General features: G+C 74.2%; 25 protein-coding genes. 9 read left to right on the top strand and 16 right to left on the bottom strand.

The genetic code is table 11. From position 1 onward, the window contains the following. Nucleotides 1-46 precede the first annotated feature (46 nt). Both hisG and ACFT41_RS17560 read right to left on the bottom strand, forming a co-directional pair. The gene (gene hisG / locus ACFT41_RS17565) at nt 47-892 is read right to left on the bottom strand and encodes an ATP phosphoribosyltransferase (protein ID WP_377584984.1); all 846 of its coding nucleotides are present in this window, start codon (nt 890-892) and stop codon (nt 47-49) included. Nucleotides 893-939: 47 nt separating this feature from the next. After that, complete coding sequence (locus tag ACFT41_RS17560; RefSeq protein WP_036375234.1) at nt 940-1,203, bottom strand: phosphoribosyl-ATP diphosphatase; 264 nt, start codon at nt 1,201-1,203, stop codon at nt 940-942. A 131-nt stretch (nt 1,204-1,334) separates the two neighbouring features. Here ACFT41_RS17560 and ACFT41_RS17555 point away from each other — a divergent pair, with 131 nt between their 5' ends. From ACFT41_RS17555 to ACFT41_RS17545, 3 genes are read left to right on the top strand one after another with little or no spacing between them, the layout of a single operon-like run. Next, on the top strand, nt 1,335-2,210 hold the full coding sequence (locus ACFT41_RS17555) for an ABC transporter substrate-binding protein (RefSeq protein ID WP_377584982.1): 876 nt from the start codon (nt 1,335-1,337) through the stop codon (nt 2,208-2,210). Continuing rightward, nucleotides 2,207-3,052 (top strand): amino acid ABC transporter permease, encoded by an 846-nt coding sequence (locus ACFT41_RS17550; RefSeq protein ID WP_377584979.1) that lies wholly within the window; start codon nt 2,207-2,209, stop codon nt 3,050-3,052. Before ACFT41_RS17555 ends, ACFT41_RS17550 begins: the two co-directional genes overlap by 4 nt. Before the next feature lie 2 nt (nt 3,053-3,054). Beyond that, entirely contained in the window at nt 3,055-3,798 is a 744-nt protein-coding gene (locus ACFT41_RS17545) for an amino acid ABC transporter ATP-binding protein (RefSeq protein WP_377584977.1), read from the top strand. Nucleotides 3,799-3,989: 191 nt separating this feature from the next. Here ACFT41_RS17545 and ACFT41_RS17540 read toward each other — a convergent pair whose 3' ends face one another. Next, entirely contained in the window at nt 3,990-4,331 is a 342-nt protein-coding gene (locus tag ACFT41_RS17540; protein ID WP_377584974.1) for a hypothetical protein, read from the bottom strand. Nucleotides 4,332-4,614: 283 nt separating this feature from the next. Here ACFT41_RS17540 and ACFT41_RS17535 point away from each other — a divergent pair, with 283 nt between their 5' ends. Continuing rightward, nucleotides 4,615-4,947 carry a hypothetical protein gene (locus ACFT41_RS17535; protein ID WP_377584971.1) on the top strand — a complete coding sequence of 111 codons (333 nt, stop codon included), beginning with the start codon at nt 4,615-4,617 and terminating at the stop codon, nt 4,945-4,947. Between the two features lie 40 nt (nt 4,948-4,987). On the opposite strand, the gene ACFT41_RS17530 is transcribed toward ACFT41_RS17535, so the two are convergent. Continuing rightward, nucleotides 4,988-5,749 carry a helix-turn-helix domain-containing protein gene (locus ACFT41_RS17530; protein ID WP_377584969.1) on the bottom strand — a complete coding sequence of 254 codons (762 nt, stop codon included), beginning with the start codon at nt 5,747-5,749 and terminating at the stop codon, nt 4,988-4,990. A gap of 133 nt (nt 5,750-5,882) precedes the next feature. Between ACFT41_RS17530 and ACFT41_RS17525 the strand changes: the two genes are divergently transcribed. Genes ACFT41_RS17525 through ACFT41_RS17515 form a run of 3 tightly spaced genes read left to right on the top strand, consistent with a single transcriptional unit; the run spans nt 5,883 to nt 7,481 of the window. Continuing rightward, entirely contained in the window at nt 5,883-6,050 is a 168-nt protein-coding gene (locus ACFT41_RS17525; protein ID WP_377584967.1) for a hypothetical protein, read from the top strand. Further along, nucleotides 6,040-7,239, top strand: a complete 1,200-nt coding sequence (locus tag ACFT41_RS17520; protein ID WP_377584965.1) for a helix-turn-helix domain-containing protein — start codon at nt 6,040-6,042, stop codon at nt 7,237-7,239. Before ACFT41_RS17525 ends, ACFT41_RS17520 begins: the two co-directional genes overlap by 11 nt. 2 nt (nt 7,240-7,241) lie before the next feature. Further along, nucleotides 7,242-7,481 (top strand): hypothetical protein, encoded by a 240-nt coding sequence (locus ACFT41_RS17515; RefSeq protein ID WP_377584963.1) that lies wholly within the window; start codon nt 7,242-7,244, stop codon nt 7,479-7,481. A gap of 217 nt (nt 7,482-7,698) precedes the next feature. Here ACFT41_RS17515 and ribH read toward each other — a convergent pair whose 3' ends face one another. From ribH to rpe, 7 genes are all read right to left on the bottom strand, one after another. Next, entirely contained in the window at nt 7,699-8,199 is a 501-nt protein-coding gene (gene ribH, locus ACFT41_RS17510) for a 6,7-dimethyl-8-ribityllumazine synthase (RefSeq protein WP_377584960.1), read from the bottom strand. 4 nt (nt 8,200-8,203) lie between these two features. Further along, nucleotides 8,204-9,469, bottom strand: a complete 1,266-nt coding sequence (locus ACFT41_RS17505) for a bifunctional 3,4-dihydroxy-2-butanone-4-phosphate synthase/GTP cyclohydrolase II (RefSeq protein ID WP_377584958.1) — start codon at nt 9,467-9,469, stop codon at nt 8,204-8,206. Continuing rightward, nucleotides 9,466-10,167: a nicotinamide riboside transporter PnuC gene (gene pnuC, locus ACFT41_RS17500; protein ID WP_377584955.1), complete on the bottom strand. Its 702-nt coding sequence runs from the start codon at nt 10,165-10,167 to the stop codon at nt 9,466-9,468. The genes ACFT41_RS17505 and pnuC overlap by 4 nt, the downstream gene beginning before the upstream one ends. Continuing rightward, entirely contained in the window at nt 10,164-10,844 is a 681-nt protein-coding gene (locus ACFT41_RS17495; RefSeq protein ID WP_377584953.1) for a riboflavin synthase, read from the bottom strand. The genes pnuC and ACFT41_RS17495 overlap by 4 nt, the downstream gene beginning before the upstream one ends. 1 nt (nt 10,845) lies before the next feature. Continuing rightward, on the bottom strand, nt 10,846-11,907 hold the full coding sequence (ribD, locus tag ACFT41_RS17490; protein WP_377584951.1) for a bifunctional diaminohydroxyphosphoribosylaminopyrimidine deaminase/5-amino-6-(5-phosphoribosylamino)uracil reductase RibD: 1,062 nt from the start codon (nt 11,905-11,907) through the stop codon (nt 10,846-10,848). A gap of 403 nt (nt 11,908-12,310) precedes the next feature. Beyond that, nucleotides 12,311-13,339, bottom strand: a complete 1,029-nt coding sequence (locus ACFT41_RS17485; protein ID WP_377584948.1) for a response regulator — start codon at nt 13,337-13,339, stop codon at nt 12,311-12,313. Next, nucleotides 13,269-13,949 carry a ribulose-phosphate 3-epimerase gene (gene rpe, locus ACFT41_RS17480; protein WP_377584945.1) on the bottom strand — a complete coding sequence of 227 codons (681 nt, stop codon included), beginning with the start codon at nt 13,947-13,949 and terminating at the stop codon, nt 13,269-13,271. Before rpe ends, ACFT41_RS17485 begins: the two co-directional genes overlap by 71 nt. A 257-nt stretch (nt 13,950-14,206) precedes the next feature. Between rpe and ACFT41_RS17475 the strand changes: the two genes are divergently transcribed. Together ACFT41_RS17475 and ACFT41_RS17470 are read left to right on the top strand one after the other, a co-directional pair. Continuing rightward, the gene (locus ACFT41_RS17475; RefSeq protein WP_377584942.1) at nt 14,207-15,097 is read left to right on the top strand and encodes a septum formation family protein; all 891 of its coding nucleotides are present in this window, start codon (nt 14,207-14,209) and stop codon (nt 15,095-15,097) included. 87 nt (nt 15,098-15,184) lie between these two features. Further along, the gene (locus ACFT41_RS17470; RefSeq protein ID WP_377585098.1) at nt 15,185-16,072 is read left to right on the top strand and encodes a septum formation family protein; all 888 of its coding nucleotides are present in this window, start codon (nt 15,185-15,187) and stop codon (nt 16,070-16,072) included. A 45-nt stretch (nt 16,073-16,117) separates the two neighbouring features. Here the strand turns inward: ACFT41_RS17470 and ACFT41_RS17465 are convergent, their stop codons facing one another. From ACFT41_RS17465 to ACFT41_RS17445, 5 genes are all read right to left on the bottom strand, one after another. Beyond that, complete coding sequence (locus tag ACFT41_RS17465; protein WP_377584940.1) at nt 16,118-17,581, bottom strand: RsmB/NOP family class I SAM-dependent RNA methyltransferase; 1,464 nt, start codon at nt 17,579-17,581, stop codon at nt 16,118-16,120. Next, nucleotides 17,578-18,504 carry a methionyl-tRNA formyltransferase gene (fmt, locus tag ACFT41_RS17460; protein ID WP_377584937.1) on the bottom strand — a complete coding sequence of 309 codons (927 nt, stop codon included), beginning with the start codon at nt 18,502-18,504 and terminating at the stop codon, nt 17,578-17,580. The genes ACFT41_RS17465 and fmt overlap by 4 nt, the downstream gene beginning before the upstream one ends. Nucleotides 18,505-18,508: 4 nt before the next feature. Further along, on the bottom strand, nt 18,509-19,066 hold the full coding sequence (gene def / locus ACFT41_RS17455) for a peptide deformylase (RefSeq protein WP_377584935.1): 558 nt from the start codon (nt 19,064-19,066) through the stop codon (nt 18,509-18,511). 85 nt (nt 19,067-19,151) lie between these two features. Continuing rightward, nucleotides 19,152-20,135 (bottom strand): AAA family ATPase, encoded by a 984-nt coding sequence (locus ACFT41_RS17450; RefSeq protein WP_377584933.1) that lies wholly within the window; start codon nt 20,133-20,135, stop codon nt 19,152-19,154. 137 nt (nt 20,136-20,272) lie between these two features. Next, the gene (locus ACFT41_RS17445) at nt 20,273-22,171 is read right to left on the bottom strand and encodes a primosomal protein N' (protein ID WP_377613914.1); all 1,899 of its coding nucleotides are present in this window, start codon (nt 22,169-22,171) and stop codon (nt 20,273-20,275) included. Nucleotides 22,172-22,261 lie beyond the last annotated feature (90 nt).

The raw sequence follows: 22,261 nt of genomic DNA, 5'->3' as shown, positions 1-22,261 counted from the left end.
TGCCCGACGTACGTCCCTTCCCCGTGTCGCCGGCCTGGCAGCGGCCTCACAGCCGGCAGGCGTGGATGTTGGTGACCAGGATGGCGCGGGCGCCCAGCTCGTACAGCTCGTCCATGATCCGGTGCACGTCGTCGCGCTGCACCATCGCCTGCACCGCCACCCAGCCCTCGCGGTGCAGGGGCGAGACGGTCGGCGACTCGATGCCGGGGGTCAGCGAGCTGGCCCGGTCCAGCAGCCCGGCCGGCACGTCGTAGGCGAGCATCACGTAGCGGCGGGCCACCAGCACCCCGTGCAGCCGGCGCAGCAGCTGCGCGGCCTGCGGGTGCTCGGGGGCGTCGACCCGGCGCACCAGCACCGCCGATGAGCGCAGCAGCGGGTCGCCGAAGACGACCAGCCCGGCCTGGCGCAGCGTGGCGCCGGTCTCCACCACGTCGGCGACGACGTCGGCGACGCCGAGCCGGATGGCGTTCTCCACGGCGCCGTCGAGCCGGATCACGTCCGCCTTGACGCCGAGTTCGGCGAGATACCGCTCCACCAACCCGGGATACGCGGTGGCGATCCGGTGCCCGCCCAGCTCCTGGACGCCCGCGACGTCCTGCGGGCGGGCGGCGAACCGGAAGGTGGCCCGGCCGAACGCCAGGTCCACCACCTCCTCGGCGGGCGCGCCGGAGTCGATCAGCAGGTCGCGGCCGGTGATCCCGACGTCGAGGTCACCCGAGCCGACGTAGGTGGCGATGTCCTTCGGCCGCAGGTAGAAGAACTCGATGTCGTTGGCCTCGTCCGGGCAGACCAGGTCCTTGGGGTCGGTGCGCTGGCGGTAGCCCGCCTCGCGCAGCATCTCGGCGGCCTTCTCGGCCAGGGCGCCCTTGTTGGGTACGGCGACACGCAGCATGACGGAGTGCTCCCTCGATCGGTGGAGATGATCAGCGGACGGCGCACTCACAGATGTCGGTAGACGTCCTTCAGCTCGAGACCGGTGGCCAGCATCAGCACCTGCGCCTGGTAGAGCAGCTGGGAGATCTCCTCGGCCGCCCGCTCCGGGCCCTCGTGCTCGGCCGCCATCCACGACTCGGCCGCCTCCTCGACGACCTTCTTGCCGATGAAGTGCACCCCCTTCTCCAGCGCGGCCACCGTGCCCGAGCCGGGGGTGCCGGCGGCGGCCTTGGCCTGCAGCTCGGCGAACAACTCCTCGAACGTCTTCACGGGGTGCGATTCTTCCAGCACCCGCCCGGCCGGGCGCGCGGCGGGTCCGCCGGTCCCACCGGCCGGGGTCCCCCACCACTGCGGCGGGACACACCTGCGCGACGGCCGTCGATGGCTCTACGCTGTCCGCCATGCTCAGCTCCCGTACCGTCGCGCTCGCCGCCGCCGGCACCGTCCTCGTCGCGGTAGCCGCCTGCGCGCCCCAGGACGACGACACCCCCGTCACCGCACCCACCCCCGCCGCCACCGCGGGCCCGGACTGCCTGAAGGACAAGCTGCCCACCCGGACGCCGGGCAAGCTCACCATCGCCACCGACGAGCCGGCGTACGCGCCGTGGTTCGTCGGCAACAAGCCGGAGACCGGCGAGGGCTTCGAGGCCGCCGTGGCCTACGCGGTGGCCGAGAAGCTCGGGTACGCCCGCGCCGACGTCGCCTGGACCCGGGTGAAGTTCGACGTCGCCGTCGCCCCCGGCCCCAAGGAGTTCGACTTCGACATCAACCAGTTCTCCATCACCGAGGAGCGCAAGAAGGCCGTCGACTTCACCGGGCCGTACTACCTGGTCCGGCAGGCCGTGATCGCGCAGAAGTCCGCGAAGATCGCCGGGAAGACGTCGCTGGCCGACCTGCGGGACGCGAGGCTCGGCGCCCAGGTGGGCACCACCAGCTACCAGGCGATCACCGACGTCATCAAGCCGAAGACCAAGCCACAGGTCTACAACAGCAACGACGACGCCAAGAAGGCCCTCCAGAACGGGCAGATCGACGGCCTCGTGGTGGACCTGCCGACCGCCTTCTACATCACCGGCGCGGAGATCACCGACGCGACGGTCGTCGGGCAGCTGCCGCAGGTCGGCACGCCCGAGGTGTTCGGTCTGGTGCTGGACCGCAACTCGCCCCTCACCCCCTGCCTCAGCGGCGCGGTCGGCCAGCTCACCGCCGACGGCACGCTCAAGAAGCTGGAGCAGAAGTGGCTGACCCAGGTCGCGGGGGCGTACGAGCTGACGTGATCCTCGCCCCGCACGAACCCTCCGCGGCGCAGCGGCGGCGGGAGGCGCACCGCCGCCGCCAGACCGTCACCAGCGTGCTGGTCGCCGCCGCCTCCACGGCGGCGCTCGGCACGCTGCTCGTCGTCGCGGTGACCGGCGCACCCGGCTGGGACCGGGTCCGGGAGTCGTTCGCCGACCCGGCGATCGCCCGGGACGCGCTGCCCGAGGTGCTCGCCGGGCTCTGGCTCAACGTCCGGCTGCTGGTCTGCTGCGCGGCCGGCGCGCTGCTGCTCGGCCTGCTCGTGGCGATCCTGCGCACGCTGCGGGGCCCGGTCTTCTTCCCGGTCCGGGCCCTCGCGGCCGGCTACACGTACACGTTCCGGGGCCTGCCGCTGATCATCGTGCTGTACGTGCTCACCCTCGGCGTGCCCGGCCTGCGCCTTTCGGGCATGCCGCCGGTGCTGGTGCTCGGCGGGCTGGCGCTGGTGCTCACCTACGGCGGATACCTGGCCGAGGTGTTCCGCGCCGGCATCGAGTCCGTGCACCCCAGTCAGCTCGCGGCGGCCCGCTCCCTCGGGCTGACCTACCGGCAGACCATGCGGCACGTGGTGCTGCCGCAGGCCGTCCGCCGGGTGGCCCCGCCCCTGCTCAACGACGTGGTCGCGCTGCAGAAGGACGTCGGGCTGGTCTCCCTCGCCGGGCCCATCGACGCCGTACGCGCCGCGCAGATCGCCACCGCCGAGACGTTCAACTACACGCCGTACATCGTGGCCGGGGCGCTGTTCGTGCTGCTCGCGATCCCGCTGATCGCCGTCACCGACTGGGTGACGCTGCGGGCGGCCCGCCGGCAGGGAAGGAGTTGACCGTGACGCTGCTGCGGTGCCAGGGGCTGCGCAAGACCTTCGGCGGTCACGTGGTGCTCGACGGGCTCGACCTGAGCGTCGACGAGCACCGGGTGGTGGCGCTGATCGGCGCGTCCGGGTCGGGCAAGTCGACGCTGCTGCGCTGCGTCAACCTCCTCGAAGAGCTGGACGACGGCACCATCGAGCTGGACGGCGAGGACGTCTCCGACCCCCGGGTCGACCCCGACCGGGTGCGCCGGCGCATCGGGATGGTGTTCCAGTCGTACAACCTGTTCCCGCACCTGAGCGTGCTCGACAACGTCACGCTCGCCCCGGTGCGGGTGCACCGGCGGGCGCGGGCCGAGGCGCGGGCGCAGGCCCGGGAGCTGCTCGACCGGGTCGGGCTGGGGGCGAAGGCGGACGCCTACCCGGACAAGCTGTCCGGCGGGCAGCAGCAGCGGGTGGCGATCGTCCGGGCGCTGGCCAACTCGCCCCGGCTGATGCTGCTCGACGAGGTCACCTCGGCGCTGGACCCGGAGCTGGTCGGCGAGGTGCTGGCCCTGATCCGCGAGCTGAAGGCCGACGGGATGACGATGGTGCTGGCCACCCACGAGATGGGCTTCGCCCGGGAGGTCGCCGACCAGGTGTGCTTCCTCGACGGCGGGCGGGTCGTCGAGTCGGGGCCGCCGGAACGGGTGCTCGGCGACCCGACCGAGCCCCGCACCCGCCAGTTCCTGCGCCGGATCATCGAGGCGGGCCGCCTCTGACGGTTGCAGAGGCACGCTCTCCTATCGCGGTTCCGAGGCGTCCTCCTCGTTCCAGAGGGAGATGACGTGGCCCTCCCCCGTGCTCCTCGACGACGCGAGACCTCGCGTCCTCGGGAGACCGGGCAGAAGGCGCAGGCGAATGCCGGGCCGTTCGCGGTGCTGCGGCTACCAGCAGGCAGTTACGCCGAAGGCTACGAGGCCGACCGAGGTGGCCGATCGACGAGCGGAGGCGATCCGTCCGCAAGCCGGCCGCGCCTTCGCCACCGGTAGCGGCGCCACGCAGCGACCATGACGGCCACGGCAACGAGCAGCGCGGTGGCACCCTTCCAGGCGCGCTCGAACGGCGATCTGGCGTCGCCAAAGGCCGCATCACCGGCCGTCATCAGCCATAGCCCCACCCACGCCCACTGCCAGCCGCGTGGCCGGGAGAACTTCCATGGCGGCTCGGAGAAGGCGACGGCAACAGCGACTGCGGCGCCGCCGACGACGATCATCGGTACCCCGATGCGCCAGATGGCCTCCCACAGCGGCATGAATCGATCATGGCACCTTGTTAGCTTGATTCACCAGGGCCGTTCCTCGCCACTCCTCCTGGAGGCGAGGTAGCAGCATGGCCAAGAACACCAACGCGCAACTGTTCTGGTAATCCAACGGGAGCAGCGTAGGGCGGCCACTGCGTCCGCAGTCACCGAGGGAGCCGAAGCGGTAGACATCCCGCCCGGGGCACCTCTGGTATACGTGGCTGTGCGCTGGAACCCGTACAACGCTGCTGGTCCCAGGCCGCAGGCAGCCAGACGCTAGCGCTAGCGTCTGGCTATGCGATTCTTGGACCCGGTCATGGCCGTCGCGGTCGCTGTGGCCAACCTGGCCGTCGCCGCCGCACTGCTCGCCAGGAGCCGTGGCGGCGCGGCGGTGCCCCGGATCTTCGGCCGCCCGCAGCCCTCCCCGCGCCTGCGGGCCGCGATGCACGCCTGCCTGGGGCTGGGGTTGGGCGTCGGCTGGCTCGTCAAGGACATCTTCCCACCCCACTCCACCGGCGACACGGTGCTGTTCAACGTGATACGCATCCTGCTCGCGGCCAGCCTCGTCACCGCCCTACTGGGTGCCTTCCAGCACAGGGGGTCCATCCGCGACGAGGCCGCCCGATAGCGGTGGCCGCCATGGGTTCGTCATGTGGGTGGTCTATGGGCTATGTCGCCGTCGTGTTGTAGCGATCGAGGGTCGCTTTGGACGTCGAGGCGTCGCGGAAGACGAGTTCCCACGGGCCGGTGTTGACGTCCATGTCCTTGCCGAACCCGACCCACTTTCCGGCCATCCGTCGCCCCGTGGGCTCGGCCAGCAACTGGATCGCGCCGTGGTATCGGGCACCCCGGTAGTAGCCCGTCGGGTCGGTCTGCTCCACCCACGTGCCGGTGACGACGGCACCGTCCACGGTGAGGTCCAGGGAGAGCGACGATGCCGCCGAGCCGGGCAGGCTGCGCGCGGTCAGCCGGTCGCCGTGTTGGAGAAGCACCACGAAGTGCTGCCCGGCGAAGGAGTCGCCGCGACCACTGGAGTGGTACTGGTAGCGGCTGAGCCACACGCCCTCGTACGACCTGTGGATCGCGGCTGGCCTGGACGTTGGCGTCGGCGTGGCCAGGTTGGACATGGGTGAGGTCAGGTCGTGGCCGCCGTGCTCGTCCTGGGCAACATGTTCGCCGGGCACCGCCGCGAAGCCGAGCAGCGAGATGGGTAGGCCGGTGACGACCTCCAGCGCGCGGGCGTAGACGGGTCGTGGTGCGGCGATCGCGCCGGACTCCCAGCGCTGGACGAGTCTCTTGTTGGCGTCGTTGGGCTCGCCGACGCGGTGGCCGGCGGCCTGGAGCGCGCGGGCGAAGTCGTCCTGGCTCATGCGCATCCCGGTGCGAACGGCGCGCAGGGCGGTGTTCGGGGCAGTCATGACCGCCACCATAGCGCCATGTCGCCGGAGTGTCGCCCCGTACGTGTCCGGTTTGCCGTGTCCTCTGCCGTCGCGCCCAGCGACTTTACGACGTCATCGTTGGTGACGCGCGGCAGCCGCCGCGCCCCGGCCGATGGAGGTAAGGATGCCCAGTCATGGCGACGAGCCGGCAGTGAGCCGAGGGGAACAGGCGGAGGCCGCCGAGCGGGAGGCGGCGAGACAGCGGATTCTCGCCCAGGCCGAGGCGGATCGGATACCAGTCGACGAGACGACCCGGGCGGTGCCGGACCGGCGGTGGCGGCGTGGGCGGTGATGGGCAGCCGGTCGGGCGGCGGGTGGCGTACTGGCGAGGGCGGCGGAGGCTGTCGCAGCAGGTGTTCGCCGACCGGTTGGGAAAGTCGAAGAGCTGGGTGGACAAGGTCGAGCGGGGCGTCCGCGCTCTGGACAGGGTGTCGACCCTCCAAGAGGTCGCCACGGTCCTGCGGATCGACGCGGCGGTGCTGCTCGGCCGGGACGTCCAGCCCGCGCAGGTGATCGAGCGGGCCGCCGATGTCGAGCGGATCCGGGCGGCGCTGTCTCGATACGAGGTTCCCCTCGGCCGCTCGGCGGGCGGCCGACCGGTGTTGCCGGCCGTGCAGGTGGCCCGGCAGGTGACACACGCCTGGATCACCTTTCAGCACGCCCGCTACCCACGGGTGGCCGACCTGCTGCCGCAGTTACTGGCCGACGTGGAGCGCACCCACGCCGCTGACCCGGCTGCGGGTCGGGTTCCGCTGGTGGAGGTCTACCGGATCACCGCGTCGCTGCTGGTGAAGCTGGGTGCTTCGGACCTGGCGTGGCTTGCTGTCGACCGGGCGATGACCGCCGCCACGGGCGACCAGGTGCTGGTGGCCGCCGCAGCGGTGCAGCTCGGCCAGGTGCTGCGGGCGTCGGGGCAGGGGCGGGTGGCGAAGTCGGCGATGCTGGCCGCCGCATACCGGATCACCCCGCCGGTCATCGAGTTCGGCCTGCCCCCGGAGCTGTCGCTGTGCGGGACGCTGCTCGTCCAGGCGGCGCTGGCCGCCGCAGGGGAAGGCGACCACACGGCGGCGGCCGGGCTGCTCGATGAGGCCGCAGCCATGGCCGCCCAGGTCGGTGACGGCCACGACCACCACCACACCGGGTTCGGCCCGACGGCGGTGGAACTGGCCCGCGTCGCCGCCGCAGTGGAATTGGGCGATAGCGGGGAGGCCGTGGCCCGGCACGAGAAGGCAACCGCGCGGGACGGGTGGCGGTGGCTGCCCGTCGAACACCGGGCCGCACACCTGATCGACGCCGCCCGCGCGTACGTCCAGACCGACGACCCGGTCAACGCCGGCCGGGTCCTGCTGGAGGCCGACCGGATCGCGCCGGCCGAGATCCGCCATCGACCCGCCGGCCGCGACGTGCTCGCCCGGGTCGCCCGCGACCCGACCGCCCCGACGATGCTCGTCCACCTCGCCGCCACCATCGGGGTGGGCTGAAGATGACCGCGCCGTTCCTGTCCCTGGCCCAGATCCGCAACCGGCTCATCCTCACCGCCCGCTGGGTCCTGCGCGACCACCAGCCCGGCCCCGACGGCCGCTGCCCGACCTGCCGGACGGCGGGCTGCCCGCTGGCCGCCGCCGCCCGCGACGTCCTGCGCGCCGCCACGGAACTACAACTGTGGCGTCCAGCAGCCCAACCCACCGAACCCGACCGCGAAGAGCCGTGGCAGACCGGATGATCCCGGGTCCACCCCGACCCGGGCGGCACATCTCATGGCCGCCAGCCGGCTCAAACGCCCCCGGCCACCCGCCGGGCCGCCCTGCGCCCGACGCCCGCGCCATGTCGGCGACGTCGCGGTATCAGCGGGCCGGGATACCCCCGTGTCGCCGACATGGCGACGCCCAAACGCCCAACGCCCGCCCAGCCAGGCCAGGCCGGGCGGGGCGCGGGGCGGGTCAGCGGCCGAAGCCGACCCGGTGGCCGGCCGCCGCGTCCAGGCCGCGTACCGCCAGCGCCGCGTCCAGCGCCGCCACCGTCGCCGACCAGCCCTTGTCCTCGGCGGAGCCGGGCAGCCCGGCCCGGTCCCGGGCCTGCTCGATCGTGTCCACCGTGAGCACCCCGTGCGCCACCGGCTTGCCCTCGTCGAGGGCGACCCGGGTCAGCCCCTCGGTGACCGACTTGCACACGTAGTCGAAGTGGGCGGTGGCCCCGCGCACCACCACGCCGAGGGCGACCACCACGTCGAAGCGGCGGGCCATCGCCTGGGCCACCACCGGCAGCTCCACCGAGCCGGCGACCCGGGCCACCACGGCCCGCGCTCCGCACGCCTGCGCGGCGGCCACCGCCCGGTCGAGCATGTGGTCGGTCAGCTCCCCGTGCCAGCGGGCGGCGACGACGCCGATCGTCATCCCGGCGGCGTCGACCGCCGCCACCCCCGGCTCACCGAAACCCGCCATCGCCCTACGCTCCGATCTCGTCGCTCGCGACCGGGCGACCCAGCGGCGCCTCGGTCACCTCGTCCAACTCGTCCAGCAGGTGGCCCATCCGGTCCCGCTTGGTGCGCAGGTAGCGCACGTTCTCCGGGTGCGGCCGGATCGGCAGCGACTCACGGCCGGTGACGGTGAGGCCGTACCCCTCCAGCCCGGCCCGCTTGGCCGGGTTGTTCGTCAACAGCCGCATCGACCGCACGCCCAGGTCGTGCAGGATCTGCGCGCCGGTGCCGTAGTCGCGGGCGTCGGCCGGCAGCCCCAGGTCGAGGTTCGCGTCGACGGTGTCGCGGCCCAGGTCCTGCAACTGGTACGCGCGCAGCTTGTGCAGCAGGCCGATCCCCCGCCCCTCGTGCCCGCGCACGTAGAGCACCACCCCGCGCCCCTCCCGGGCGACCCGGGCCAGCGCGGCCTGCAACTGCGGCCCGCAGTCGCAGCGCAGCGAGCCGAACGTGTCGCCGGTGAGGCACTCCGAGTGCACCCGCACCAGCACGTCCTGCCCGTCGCCGAGGTCGCCCATGACCAGGGCGACGTGCTCGGCCGGGTCGTGCTCCGCACGGTATCCGAAGGCCGTGAACACCCCGTGCGGGGTGGGCATCCGGGCCGCCGCGACCTGCTCGACCTGCTTCTCGGTACGCCGCCGGTAGGTGATCAGGTCGGCGATGGTGACCAGGGTCAGGCCGTGCTCGGCGCAGAACTTCTCCAGGTCCGGCAGGCGCATCATGGTGCCGTCGTCGTTGACCAGCTCGCAGAGCACGCCAGCCGGGCGCAGGCCCGCCAGCCGGGTCAGGTCGACGGCCGCCTCGGTGTGCCCGGGGCGGCGCAGCACCCCGCCGGGGCGGGCCCGCAGCGGCACCACGTGCCCCGGCCGGGCCAGGTCGGTGGGGTCGGTGGACGCGGCGGCGAGCAGCCGGATGGTGTGCGCCCGGTCGGCCGCCGAGATGCCGGTGTCGATGCCCTCCCGGGCGTCCACCGTCACCGTGTACGCGGTGCCCCGGCGGTCCTGGTTGGTGTGGTGCATGGGCGGCAGGTCCAGCCGGTCGCACTCGTCCTCGGTCAGCGGCACGCAGATGTAGCCGGAGGTGTGGCGGACCATGAACGCGACCAGCTCCGGGGTGGCCCGCTCGGCCGCGAAGATCAGGTCTCCCTCGTTCTCCCGGTCGGCGTCGTCGACCACGACGACGGGCCGGCCGGCGGCGATGTCCGCGACGGCCTGCTCGATGCTGGCGAAGGTGGTCATGCCACGACCTCCGAGTAGGTGGGTGACAGGGTGGCGGGTGCCGGTCGGGCAGCGCGCGAGGTGCGCCACCAGGAGACGAAGCCCCAGACGCAGAGCGCCCCGTAGACCAGGTACATGGCGGCCGACGGGTAGAACCCGCCGCGCAGCAGCAGCGGCACGCCGACGGCGTCCACGGCGATCCAGACCAGCCAGAACTCCACCCACCCCCGGGCCATGCCATAGGTGGCGAGGAGGCTGCCGGTGAGGATCCACGCGTCCGGCAGCGGCCCCCAGGAGCCGAGCGCGGCCAGCACGGGGTACGCGGCGGCCGTGCCGGCCACGGCGGCCAGCAGCAGGCCGAGCCGCTCCCGCCAGGTGGCCCAGCGCGGGGCGACCGCCGCGTCGTCGCCGCCGGAGCCCGAGCGGCGGTTGCGGCTCCAGCGCCACCAGCCGTAGATGCTCACGGCGAAGAAGAACACCTGCCGGCCGGCCTGGCCGTAGAGGTCGTGCGCCTGCGGGGTGGCGAACGCCCCGCCGAGGAAGACGGTGAGCAGCAGCGCGTTGCCGACCATGCCGACGGGCCAGGCCCAGACCAGCCGGCGCAGCCCGAGCAGGGCGGACGCGAGGCCGAAGGCGTTGCCGACGATCTCCCGGACCAGCACGGGCGAGCCGGCGACGTGCAGCTGGGCGTCGAGCAGCCAGCCGAGCGGGCCGGTCACCGCCCGCCCCCGCCGAGCACGTGGCCGCCGTCGGCCGGTCGGCCCGCGTCGCCGCCGGGCAGCCGGCCGTCGTCACCGCCGGGCAGCCGGTCACCGAGGAGCCGCTCGACGTACTTGGCGAGCACGTCGACCTCCAGGTTGACCGGGGCGCCGACGGCGCGGTCGCCGAGGGTGGTCAGCTTGAGGGTGGTGGGGATCAGCCCGACGGTGAACCAGTCGGGCCCGACGCCGGCCACGGTCAGCGACACCCCGTCGACGGTGATCGAGCCCTTCTCCACCACGTACCGGGACAGGGCGGCGGGGAGCCGGAAGCGGACCGTCTCCCACTGCTGCGCCGGTTCCCGGGACAGCACCTCGCCGACGCCGTCGACGTGGCCCTGCACGAGGTGCCCGCCGAGGCGGCTGTTCAGCGCGGCGGCACGCTCCAGGTTGACCGGCACGCCGGGGCGCAGCCCGCCGAGCGCGGAGCGGCGCAGCGTCTCGCCCATCACGTCGGCGGTGAAGACGTCGACGTCGACGTCGACCACGGTCAGGCAGACCCCGTTGACGGCGATGGAGTCGCCGTGCCGGGCGTCGCTGGTGACCAGCGGGCCACGGATGGCGACCAGCGCGGAGTCGTCGCCGGTCTCGGCCGTCCGGACGACCTCGCCCAGCTCCTCGACGATGCCGGTGAACATGTCAGCCCTCCCTCTTCCGGGGCAGCGCGGTGATGCGCAGGTCCGGACCGACCTGCGCAACGTCGGTGATCTCCAGATCGATGGCGTCGGCGATGGTGGTCACGCCGGCGTCGGCCAGCGCGGTCGGCCCGGCGCCGAGCAGCTTCGGCGCGACGTACCCGACGACCCGGTCGACGAGGCCGGCGGCGAGGAACGCGCCGGCCAGCTTCGGGCCGCCCTCCAGCAACGCGGCCCGGACCCCCCGGTGGTGCAGCTCCGCGAGCAGCGCCGGCAGGTCGACCCGGCCGTCGGGGCCGGCGCCGACCTCCGCGGCCGTGGCGACCCACGTCCGGGCGGCGCCGTCGCGGACCCGGGCGTCGGCGGGGGTACGCCCGGACGTGTCCACGACCACCCGCAGCGGCTGCCGGATGGCCAGGGTGCCGTCGCGCAGGTTGCGGGCGGTGAGCCGGGGGTCGTCGGCGAGCACGGTGCCCACCCCGGCGATGACCGCGTCGACGGTGCCGCGCAGGGCGTGCACGTCGAGCCGGGCGGCCTCCGAGGTGATCCACATGCTGGTGCCGTCGGCGGCGGCGGAGCGCCCGTCGAGCGTGGCGGCGTACTTCCAGACGACGTACGGCCAGCCACGCCGCATCGAGGTCAGCCAGGCGACGTTACCGGCCTCGGCCTCGGCGGCGCGCACCCCCACCTCGACGTCGACGCCGCCGGCGAACAGGGTCGCCGCGCCACCGGAGGCGACCGGGTTCGGGTCGGGCACGGCGATCACCACCCGGGCGACGCCGGCGGCGATGAGGGCGTGACTGCACGGGCCGGTGCGGCCGGTGTGGTCGCAGGGCTCCAGCGTGACGACGGCGGTGCCGCCCCGGGCCCGCGTGCCGGCTTGGGCGAGCGCGACGATCTCGGCGTGCGGTCCGCCCGTGTACGCGTGGAATCCCTCCCCGACGACCTCGCCGTCCGGATCGAGCAGCACGCAGCCGACCACCGGGTTGGGGCTGGTGGTGCCGAGGCCACGGGCCGCGAGCGTGATCGCCCGACGCATCGCGTCGTCCACGGAGACGCTGGCCATCGCCCTGTCCTGCCCTCTCACTCGCCGGTCCGCGCGGGCGAACAGCGGGAGGCCGCGGGCAGGCGGCGGCGGCCGGGGACGGCAGAGCCGACCCCGGGGAGCCCGCGCGGCGGCCGGGGACAGCCGTCGGCACAGGGCCCGCCCCGTCCCGCGCGCTGTCTCCCATCCGGACTGTCTGGGGGTGGGTTGGCCCGCCCCCAACCGTCGGCCCCGGAGTCTCACCAGGTCCACCGGGCGGCAGGGCCGTCCGGGTCGCGGGCTTACCACGGCCGCAGCCGTGGATCACCGCCGGTTCGGAATTACACCGAGTCCCGCCAGCGCGTGGTGGGTACCTTCGAAGTGTGGCACGACACTCGCCGCGCGTCTGCCCTCGGGGGAGCTACCTCACACAGGTGGGCAAGATTCAAGAAAGGCTGCGTCGCCGGTCGACCGCCACGTACGAGCCGGGTTGGCTCTTGGCCACGGATTTCATCTCGGAGGCGACCGCGATCGCGTCCAGCGGGTTGGTCAGGCGCTTGCCGGCGTCGGAGACGGACACCCCGATCGACAGGGTGACCAGGGCGGCCCGCCGGATGTTGCCCCGCCGGTCCTTCAGCTCGACGTAGCCGCGCGCGGCGTCGGACGGGTCGTAGAGCTTGTCGGCGGCGGTCTCGAAGTCGACCACGGCCCGGGAGGTGAGCGGTCGCACCTGCTCGGGGGCGCAGACGATGACGAAGTCGTCGCCGCCGACGTGGCCGAGGAAGGCCGGCGGCAGCCCGATCGCCACGACCGCCCGGTGCAGGCTGCGGGCCAGGGCGGAGATGAACTCGTCGCCGCGGACGAAGCCGTACCGGTCGTTGACGCTCTTGAACCGGTCGATGTCGACGTAGCCGACGGCGTAGTCGACGCCGCTGCGGACCCGGTCGCTGATCTCCCGCCGGATCCGGGAGTTGCCGGGCAGGCCGGTCAGCGGCGAGACCTCCCGGAACTCCTTGTTGCGGCGCAGCGTGGAGCTGACCCGGGCGACCAGCTCGGCGGTGTCGAAGGGCTTGACCAGGTAGTCGTCCGCGCCGGCGCTGAGCCCGTGGACCTTGTCCACGGTCATCCCCTTGGCGGTCAGCATGATCACCGGCAGGGCGGAGGTCATCGGGTCGGCGCGCAGCCGCCGGGTCAGCTCCAGCCCGTCGATGCGCGGCATCATCAGGTCGACCACCGCCAGGTCGGGCCGCTGCCGCTCGATCACCTCCAGGGCCTCCTGGCCGTCGCCGGCGTGGATCACCTCGAAGCCGTGCAGCCGCAGGTTGAACTCCACGAACCGGGCGATGTCGGCGTCATCGTCGACGACGAGGATGACGTCGGGTCGCTCGTCGGCCGGGTCCACCTCAGGCCCCGGCGGTCGCGCGCTCCGCCAGCCCTCGCAGGCGGCGGACCGCCTCGGCGGGGTCCTCGGCACCGTAGACGGCGGTGCCGGCCACGAAGGCGTCCGCGCCCGCGGCGGCCGCCTGCTCGATGGTGTCGGCGGCGATCCCGCCGTCGACCTCGATGCGCAGCTCCAGGTGGCCGGCGTCGACGTGCCGGCGGGCGGCGCGCACCTTGTCCAGCAGTTCGGGGATGAACCGCTGCCCGCCGAAGCCGGCCTTGATCGTCATGATCAGCAGCGTGTCGAAGCTGGGCAGCAGCTCGAGGTAGGGCTCGATCGGGGTGTCCCGGTCGATCGCCAGCCCGGCCTTCGCGCCGGCCGCCCGCAGGTCCTTGGCCAGCGACACCGGGTTGTCGCACGCCTCGGCGTGGAAGGTGACGTTGTACGCGCCGGCGTCGGCGTACCCCGGGGCCCACCGGCGCGGGTCGGTGATCATCAGGTGCACGTCGAACGGCAGCTCGGTCGCGGCGCGCAGGCTCTGCACGACGGGCAGCCCGATGGTCAGGTTCGGCACGAAGTGGTTGTCCATGACGTCCACGTGCAACCAGTCCGCGGCGCCCTCGACGGCACGGACCTCTTCGGCGAGGCGGGAGAAATCGGCGGCGAGGATGCTGGGCGCGATGATCGGCGGCGGTACGGTCACGAGGTCAGTGTACGAACGCGGCCATCAGCCGCCCGCATCGCGGCACCGTCCCGGACGCGCTGTGACCCAGCCGTGACCGGTGGTGCAAGATAAACCGGTCCGGATGGGAATCCCGGACGAAAAGTCAGCCGCGACTGGCCGATCGAGGGAAACGCGGCAAGACTCCATGCAGGACGGTCACGTAAGCTGCACGCCCGGTGGCGGAAACGCCCCACGGGCCGTGGCGCCCGACCGTCAGCTCCCGGAAAGGGCGGACGATGCGACGGTGGCTTGTGGCGCTGGCGCTGGCCGGCACGATGGCGGCACTGCTGGGCGGCTGCGCCCGCCCGCACGGGGCCGACGGCGACCTCACCGACGACTGGCCGACGCTGCGGGAACCGCAGATGTTCATCCCGGCCACCGACGCCTGCCTACCCCGGATCACCGCGGTCGTGCAGGCCGGCACGTACGAGACGGTGGACTGCGCCCGCAACCATCTGGCCGAGACGATCCACGTCGGCATCTTCACCGACCCCGACATCGACGCCGGCCCGCGTCCCGAGGCGGGCACCCCTGTCCTGCGCGTCGCCCGCGCCGAGTGCGACCAGCGGGCCAGGGAGGTGCTCGGCGGCGACTGGCACTCGGCCCGGCTGAGCCTCACCATCGCCCTGCCGTCGACCTCCGCCTGGGCGAGCGGGGCCCGCTGGTACCGCTGCGACCTCAGCGAGACCGACAGCATCGACAACACCCGACCGGTCAACCGCGTCGGCAGCCTGCGCGGCGCGATGGTCGGCGACTCGCCGCTGACCCACCGCTGCTTCGACCCGAAGCTGATCGGCGCGAACCTGAACTACATGGCGCCCGTCCTGTGCACCGAGCCGCACCGCGCCGAGTTCGTCGGGGTCTACACCGAACGCGACATGACCTGGGCCGAGTTCATCCGGTCCAACCAGCGGGTGCACCGCCGCTGCATGGCGCTGATCGCCGAGTTCGCCGAGGTGCCCAACAACAGCGAGCTGCCGTACCGGGCGGGGTCGATCTTCTATCCCCCGTCGCAACGGGAGTGGGACGAGGGCGACCGCGGGGTGCGGTGTTTCCTGTGGAGCGACGACCGCAAGCTCACCCGGTCGATGCGGGGGGCTGGGCCGAAGGGACTACCCGCGAGCTGAGCGCCGGTGCCGTAAAGTGCCGCTCCGTGGCGCGACCGGCGACGGAGGCCGGTGTCCGCGACCACCGGCTACGGGGAGGTCGGACTGATGCGGCGATGGTGGACGGCGGTCGCCGGGGCGGCGGGGGCGGCGCTGGCGCTGACCGGTTGCGGCACGCCGGCCGGGCTGGACGGCGACCTCGCCGACGACTGGCGGACGATGGCGGCGCCGACGCAGTTCGTGCCCACCGCCGGGGCGTGCCACACCGTCTTCGCCGACGTCGGCTACCTCAGCGGCTACAACCCGGTGGACTGCGCGACGTCGCACCGGGTCGAGACCCTGCACGTCGGCACGCTGACCGGCTCCGCCGCCGAGCTGAGCGCGCCCCCCGGTGCCGGCTCGGCCGGGATGCGGGCCGTGCGCGCCGAGTGTGACCGGGAGGTCAACAAGGCCCTCGGGGCCGACTGGCGCGCGGGCCGGCTGTTCCTGTCCACGGTCTTCCCGTCCCGGCAGGCATGGTCCGGCGGGGCCCGCTGGTTCCGCTGCGACGTCAGCGAGGTGGAGAGCGTCGACGATCCCAGCGCCGTGCCCCGCACCGGCAGCCTCGCCGGCGCGTTGAAGGGCTCCTCGGCGCTGGCCCACCGCTGCTTCAACCCGAAGATCAAGAAGGACGACGTGCAGGAGATGACCCCCGTCGCCTGCACCAGGAAGCACCGCGTCGAGTTCGTCGGCGTCTACCAGGCTCCCGACATCTCCTTCGCCCAGGTCGACAAGAACCGGATGCGCATCCACAAGGGCTGCCGGGGGCTGATCGCCTCGTACGCGAAGGTGCCGAACAACGGCGACCTGGAATATCGGGCGGGCACGATCTTCTACCACCCCTTCGAGGAGGAGTGGAAGGACGGAAACCGGGGCGTGCAGTGCTTCCTCTGGGTCGATCGCGACCTCACCCGCTCCATGAAGGGCGCCGGCGCCAAGGGCCTGCCGGTGCAGTGACCCGGCGGGCGGGGCGACCCGGAGTCGCCCCGCCCCCGGTTCGGCTCAGCCCCGACGCAGGACCGCGAGGAACATGGCGTCGGTGCCGTGCCGGTGCGGCCACAGCTGCACCGAAGGCCCGTCGCCCAGCCCGGGCATGCCGGCCGGCAGCAGCGGCCGGGCGTCGACGAAGTCCGCCGGCACCCCGGCACGCCGCGCCGCCTCGGTCACCGTCACGTGCGTCTCCACGGTGTGCGGGGAGCACGTCACGTAGGCCACCAGGCCGCCCGGGCGGGCCGCTCGCAGCGCCGCCGACAGCAGCTCCCGTTGCAGGCGGGTCAGCGGCGGCAGGTCCGACGGCTGCTTGCGCCAGCGCGCCTCCGGCCGGCGGCGCAGCGCGCCCAGGCCGGTGCACGGGGCGTCGACCAGGACCCGGTCGAAGTGCCCCTCCGGCAGCTCCGGGTCGGCACCCACGGTGCGGCCGTCGGTGTGCAGCACGGTCACCGGCAGCCCTCGCGTGGCCTGGCCGACCAGCCGGGCCCGGTGCTCGGAGACCTCGACCGCGGTCAGCCGGGCCCCGCGCTGGGCGGCGAGCGCCCCGAGCAGGGCCGCCTTGCCGCCCGGCCCGGCGCACAGGTCCAGCCAGTGGGCGTCCGGGCCGTCCAGCGGGGCGACCGCGAGGGCCGATGCCACCAGTTGGGAGCCCTCGTCCTGCACGTGCGCCCGCCCCTCGGCCAGCGCCGGCAGGTCGCCCGGGGCGCCGCCGGCAAGATAGACCGCGTAGGGGGAGAACGCCCCCGGTGCGCCGCCGACCTCGTCGGCCAGGGCGACCGGATCGGCCAGGCCCGGCCGGGCGCACAGGTGCACCGGCGGGCGCTCGTTGTCCTCGATCAGCAGCCGGGTGGTCTCGCCCAGGTCGCCGCCGAGCGCCTCGGCGAAGGACCGCACGATCCACTGCGGATGGCTGTACGCCAGGGCCAGGTGCCCGACCGGGTCGGCCTCGAACGCCGGGGCGAGCTTCGCCACCCAGGCGTCGGCGTCGCGGCCGGCGACCTCGCGCAGCACCGCGTTGGCGAAGCCCGTCGCCCCGATGCCGACCTCGCGCACCAGGTCGACGGTCGAGGAGACCGCCGCGTGCGCCGGGACCCGGGTGTGCAGCAGTTGGTAGGCGCCCAACCGCAGCGCGTCGCGCACCGGCGGGTCGATCCGGGCCACGTCGCGGCCGGCCGCGTCGGTGAGGATCGCGTCGAGGGTGCCGAGGTGCCGCAGCGTGCCGTAGGTCAGCTCGGTGGCGAAGGCGGCGTCCCGGCCGGTCAGCCGCTCCTGCCGCAGCAACGTCGGCAGCACCAGGTTGGCGTACGCGTCGTCGCGGTGCACCGCCGCGAGGGCCTGGTAGGCGACGTGCCGGGGCAGGTCGACGGTGGGCCGCGCCGGCCGCCGGGCGTCCCGGCGGTCGGCGTACCCCCGGTCGGGGCGGGTGACGCGCTGCCCGTCGTACCGTCGCTGGGACCGTTCCGTAGGCCCGGTCATGCGAGCTCCTCCCCGGCGGTGACCCGGGCACCGCGCGCCCAGTCGCTCGCCGGCATGGCCTTCTTGCCCGCGGCCCGTACCTCGCCGAGGACCACCGGGACGGTGGCCGTGCCGGCCAGCACCCGGGACTTCTCCGCCAGCAGCTCGCCGGGTTTCAGCTCGGGGCCGTCGGCCACTGGCACGACCGGGCCGAGCTTGACCCGCTCGCCCCGGAACGTGGTCCACGGGCCGGGTGCCGGCGTGCACGCCCGGATCCGCCGGTCCACCGCGAACGCCGGGTCGCCCCAGCGCACCCGGGCGTCGTCGACGGTCAGCTTCGGCGCGAGCGACACTCCGTCGGCCGGCTGCGGCTGCGCGCGGGCGGCACCCGCCTCGATCGCGTCGAGCACGGCCACCAGCAGGCCGGCCCCGGAGTGGGCGAGCCGCTCCAGCAGGTCACCGGAGGTGTCGGTGGGTCGGATCTCGTCGGTGACGGTGCCGTAGACCGGGCCGGTGTCCAGCCCCTCCTCCAGCGCGAAGACGCTCGCCCCGGTCAGCTCGTCGCCATGCAGCACGGCCTGCTGGACGGGGGCCGCGCCCCGCCACGCGGGCAGCAGCGAGAAGTGCAGGTTGATCCAGCCGTGCCGGGGGATCTCCAGCGCGACCGGGGGCACCAGCGCGCCGTAGGCGACCACCGGGACGCAGTCGGGAGCCAGCTCGCGCAGCCGGTCGAGGAACTCCGGCTCGCGGGGGCGGGCCGGCGTGAGCACCTCGACGCCGCGCGCGTCGGCCCAGGCCCCGACGGGCGAACGGACCAGGCCCCGCCCCCGCCCGGCGGGGGCGTCGGGACGGGTGACGACGGCGACGAGGTCGTGGCCGGAGGCCGCGATGGCGTCCAGGGCGGGCAGGGCGACGGCCGGCGTGCCGGCGAAGATCAGGCGCACCGGGTCACCGCCCCAGGCCGAAGGGGCTGCCGGCGTGCGGGTCGAGCTTGACCGTCGGCGGGGCCGCCGGGTCGTACCACTCGGCCTGGCGGATCGCCTTCATCGCCTCCTTGCGACCGGCCGGGTCCAGCCGGTCGACGAAGAGCACCCCGTCGAGGTGGTCGGTCTCGTGCTGCACGCAGCGGGCCATCAGGCCCGTGCCGACGATCTGCACCGGGTCGCCGTAGCTGTTGAAGCCCTTGGCGACCACGTTCTGCCGGCGCCTGGTGTCGAAGTAGAGCCCGGGGAGGGACAGGCAGCCCTCGGGGCCGTCCTGCTCCTCGGCGTCGGGGAACTCCAGCACCGGGTTGATCAGGTGGCCGAGCACGTCGTCGACGTCGAAGGTGAACACCCGCAGGCCCACTCCGAGCTGCGGCGCGGCGAGACCCGCGCCGTTCTGCTCACGCATCGTGTCGGTGAGGTCGGCCACGAGCCTGCGCAGCTCGGCGTCGAAGTCGACCACCGGATCGGCCGGCGTGCGCAACACCGGATCCCCGAACAGACGGATGGGCTGGACGGTCACGCGGGGGGGCTCCTTCGGTCGGGCGGGTCGGGCCGTACCAGTCTACGGAGTGCCCGGGGTCACCCCCGCCCGCGACCGGGACGCGTCAGGCGCCGGTGGCCGGATCGCCGGCCAGCACGGCGTCGCCGGCCAGCAGGCAGTGCGCCGGCAGCGGCAGGGTGATCCCGTGGGCGGCCTCCCAGTCGTACACGGTGCCGGGGCGGACCTGGGCGGTGAAGTAGTCCACGGCGCTCGTCCCGCCCACCACCGGCTCGTCCACCTCGGCGACCAGTCGGGCGGGGACCAGCGGGAAGCCACTGCGGATGGCCGCGCTGAGCCGCCGGTGGCCGTCGACGACGAAGAAGTATTCCCCCGTGAAGCCGATGGTCAGGGGCTCCAGCGCCTCGTCGCCGGCGGCGGCGACCTCGCCGACGAAGCCTGCGTCCCACAGCCCGCGCAGGGTGCCGACGTCCTCGGTCGGGTAGACCCGGGTCGGGTCGAGCAGCAGCAGCGGCGGGGCATCGCGCAGCACGTCCGCGCCGAGCCGGCCCTCGTAGACGTCGATGATGTGGCCGATCACCTGCTCCGGGTTGGCCCGGGTGGAGTCGCAGATCAGGTCGTAGTTGCGCAGCCGGGCCTTGTCGACGCCGTAGCGGATGATGAACCGGCCCCGCTCGCTCTCGCTGCGCTCGCGCAGCTTGGCCCTGGCCTCCTCCAGCGAGGTGTAGCTCTCGGCCGGGCCGGACGGGCGAGCCAGGACCCGGCGGGCCGCCTCGGCCGGCTCGGTGATCATGTGCACCTTGAGCGCGTCGGTGAAGAAGTGCCAGGCGAGCCGGGAGTCCATGACGAGGCTCTCGCCGGAGGCCGCGATACCCTGCTGGAGCTGGTCGACGTAGCCGTCGACGGCCTGGTCCAGCTCGGCGTGCAGGTTGAGCTGGAGCGCGGTCATCTGCCGCTCCTGCGCCATCTGGCGGTAGAGGTCGCCGACGCTGACCCGGCGCAGCCCCAGCCGCTTGGCGATCTCGACGGACACGGTGCTCTTGCCGCTGCCGAGGTCACCGTTGAAGACGATCGATTGACGAACGGTCACGACTGGTCCACCCCTGATCACCGACTGACTGGCGTCATCGACGTGGCGTCGTACCGACGCGCCGTCGTGCGCCCGGGCATGACGGGCGATGCTATCACGCAGCGGCGACCACGGATCGTGACCGCCACTCCCATCGCTTAGAACAGCGAAAGAGGGTCGATCTGGACGCGGACCGGATCGGCGGCCTTACGGAGCGTACGCGCCCCGGTGGCGAGGTGCAGCGCCTCGGCGAGAGCCGCCGCCCGGGCCCGGGGCACCCGGACCAGCATCCGCTCCTTCTCGCCGTCGGCGGGGACCGGGCCCAGCACCTCGGCCTCGGCGGGCAGCCGGGCCCCGGCCAGCAGGTCGGCCACCGCGTCCGCCGGGCCGGTGACGCTCGCCATCCGCGCCGCTGGCGGGAAGCCCAACTCGCGGCGCTCGGCCAACTCCCGGGCGGCGAACCAGGCGGCGTCCCAGCGCAGCAGCGCCTGCACCGGCGCGAGGGCCCCGTCGGCGACCACCACCACCCGGCCGCCGGCCGACGCGGGCCGGGCCAGCGCGGCGGCGGCCAGCCAGCGGCGCAGCGCCTCCTCCCCGGCCCGCAGGTCGGCCCGGGTGAGCAGCGCCCACGAGTCGAGCAGCAGCACCGCGCCGTAGCCGCCGTCGGCGACCGGCTCGGCCCCCGGCGTGGCCACCACCAGGCCGGCGCCGCCGGGCACGATGGTGAGCACCTCCTCGCGGCCGGAGGTGCGCACCGGTACGCCGGGAAAGGCCCGGCCCAGCTCCTCGGCGGTGCGGCGGGCGCCGGTGACGGCCGCACGCAGCCGCCGCCCACCGCACTCCGGGCAGGCGTACGCGGCGGCGATCCGGCCGCACCAGCGGCAGGCCGGGGCCCCCCGCGCCGACGGCAGGGCCAGCGGGCCGGCGCAGTGCGGGCAGCGGGCCGGGGTGCGGCAGTCCGCGCAGGAGATCGAGGGCAGGTAACCCCGGCGGGGCACCTGGACCAGCACCGGCGCGTCGGCGCCGAGCGCGTCCCGGGCGGCGGCCCACGCCAGGCTGGGCAGCCGGGCCGTCGCCGCGCCGGGATCGCGGGCCAGCTGCGGGTCGTCGCCGGTCGGCGCCACGGCGGGGGTACGCGCCCGCACGGTGGCCCGGTCGGCGACCACCTCCCGCGCCCAGCCGGTCTCCACCAGCAGCTGCGCCTCGGCGCTGCGGGCGTACCCGCCGACCAGGGCCGCCGCGTCGGCGAGCCGGGCGCGGGTGAGCAGCACCTCGCGGGCATGCGGGTAGGGGGCGCGCGGCTCGGCGTGCAGGTCGTCGCCGTCGTCGACGATGGCGACCAGGCCGAGCCGGGCCACCGGGGCGAACATGGCCGCGCGGGTGCCGATCACCACCGGCACGTCCCCGCGCCGGGCGGCCAGGAACGCGCGGTACCGGCGGGCGGGGCCGGCGGCGGCGGAGAGGCTCACGTGCCGCCCGGGGCCGAGGGCGACGGTCAGCGCCGCGTCGAGGCGGTCGAGGTCCCGGGCGTCGGGCACGACCACGACGGCGCCCCGCCCGCCGGCCACGACGGCGGCGACCGCCTCGGCGTACCGGGCGGGCCAGTCCTCCCCCGGCAACGCGGACCAGACCGCCCGCACGGGGCGGCCGTCGGTCAGGGCCCGCAGGAACGCCGGCCCGGCCGGGTACGCCCGCCAACCGGCGGCCTCCGGCGGGTCGGGGGGCGCAGGCGGCTCCGGCGGGACGTGCGGCTCCTTCTCCACCCGGGCGTGCCGGGGCGGCACGGCCAGCCGGAGCACGTCGGCGAGGCTGCCGGCGTACCGGTCGGCGACGGCCCGGGCCAGCCGGGCGATCTCGCCGGCCAGCACCGGCTCTGGTGAGACGAGCTTGTCGAGGTAGGCCAGCTTCCCGGTGTGCCCCGAGTCGTCGGCCCGCTCCAGCAGCCAGCCGTCGACGAGCTGACCGGCGAAGCGCACCTTCACCCGGGTGCCGGGGACGGCGGCGTCGGCCAGCTCGGCGGGGACCAGGTAGTCGAAGGGGCGGTCGAGGTGCGCCAAGGGCGAGGGCGATGCCGGGCGCGATGGCGTCGGCGTACGCGGGGAGCGGGATGCCCCGGCGGCGGCAGCCGATCCAGGCGCCCACCGCGC

Source organism: Micromonospora sp. NPDC057141 (assembly GCF_042670805.1).
Lineage (GTDB): Bacteria > Actinomycetota > Actinomycetes > Mycobacteriales > Micromonosporaceae > Micromonospora.
This window is presented reverse-complemented; position numbering and strand designations above follow the sequence as displayed.

What these genes read in the sequence shown, in the direction of transcription:
- ACFT41_RS17515 (WP_377584963.1), top strand. Translation starts at nt 7,242, where the DNA reads ATGACCGCGCCGTTCCTGTCCCTGGCCCAGATCCGCAACCGGCTCATC.
- ribD (WP_377584951.1), bottom strand. Translation starts at nt 11,907, where the DNA reads ATGGCCAGCGTCTCCGTGGACGACGCGATGCGTCGGGCGATCACGCTC.
- ACFT41_RS17470 (WP_377585098.1), top strand. Translation starts at nt 15,185, where the DNA reads ATGCGGCGATGGTGGACGGCGGTCGCCGGGGCGGCGGGGGCGGCGCTG.
- ACFT41_RS17495 (WP_377584953.1), bottom strand. Translation starts at nt 10,844, where the DNA reads ATGTTCACCGGCATCGTCGAGGAGCTGGGCGAGGTCGTCCGGACGGCC.
- ACFT41_RS17525 (WP_377584967.1), top strand. Translation starts at nt 5,883, where the DNA reads ATGCCCAGTCATGGCGACGAGCCGGCAGTGAGCCGAGGGGAACAGGCG.
- ACFT41_RS17530 (WP_377584969.1), bottom strand. Translation starts at nt 5,749, where the DNA reads ATGGTGGCGGTCATGACTGCCCCGAACACCGCCCTGCGCGCCGTTCGC.
- hisG (WP_377584984.1), bottom strand. Translation starts at nt 892, where the DNA reads ATGCTGCGTGTCGCCGTACCCAACAAGGGCGCCCTGGCCGAGAAGGCC.
- ACFT41_RS17555 (WP_377584982.1), top strand. Translation starts at nt 1,335, where the DNA reads ATGCTCAGCTCCCGTACCGTCGCGCTCGCCGCCGCCGGCACCGTCCTC.
- ribH (WP_377584960.1), bottom strand. Translation starts at nt 8,199, where the DNA reads ATGGCGGGTTTCGGTGAGCCGGGGGTGGCGGCGGTCGACGCCGCCGGG.
- ACFT41_RS17505 (WP_377584958.1), bottom strand. Translation starts at nt 9,469, where the DNA reads ATGACCACCTTCGCCAGCATCGAGCAGGCCGTCGCGGACATCGCCGCC.
- ACFT41_RS17465 (WP_377584940.1), bottom strand. Translation starts at nt 17,581, where the DNA reads ATGACCGGGCCTACGGAACGGTCCCAGCGACGGTACGACGGGCAGCGC.
- ACFT41_RS17535 (WP_377584971.1), top strand. Translation starts at nt 4,615, where the DNA reads ATGCGATTCTTGGACCCGGTCATGGCCGTCGCGGTCGCTGTGGCCAAC.
- ACFT41_RS17540 (WP_377584974.1), bottom strand. Translation starts at nt 4,331, where the DNA reads ATGCCGCTGTGGGAGGCCATCTGGCGCATCGGGGTACCGATGATCGTC.
- ACFT41_RS17475 (WP_377584942.1), top strand. Translation starts at nt 14,207, where the DNA reads ATGCGACGGTGGCTTGTGGCGCTGGCGCTGGCCGGCACGATGGCGGCA.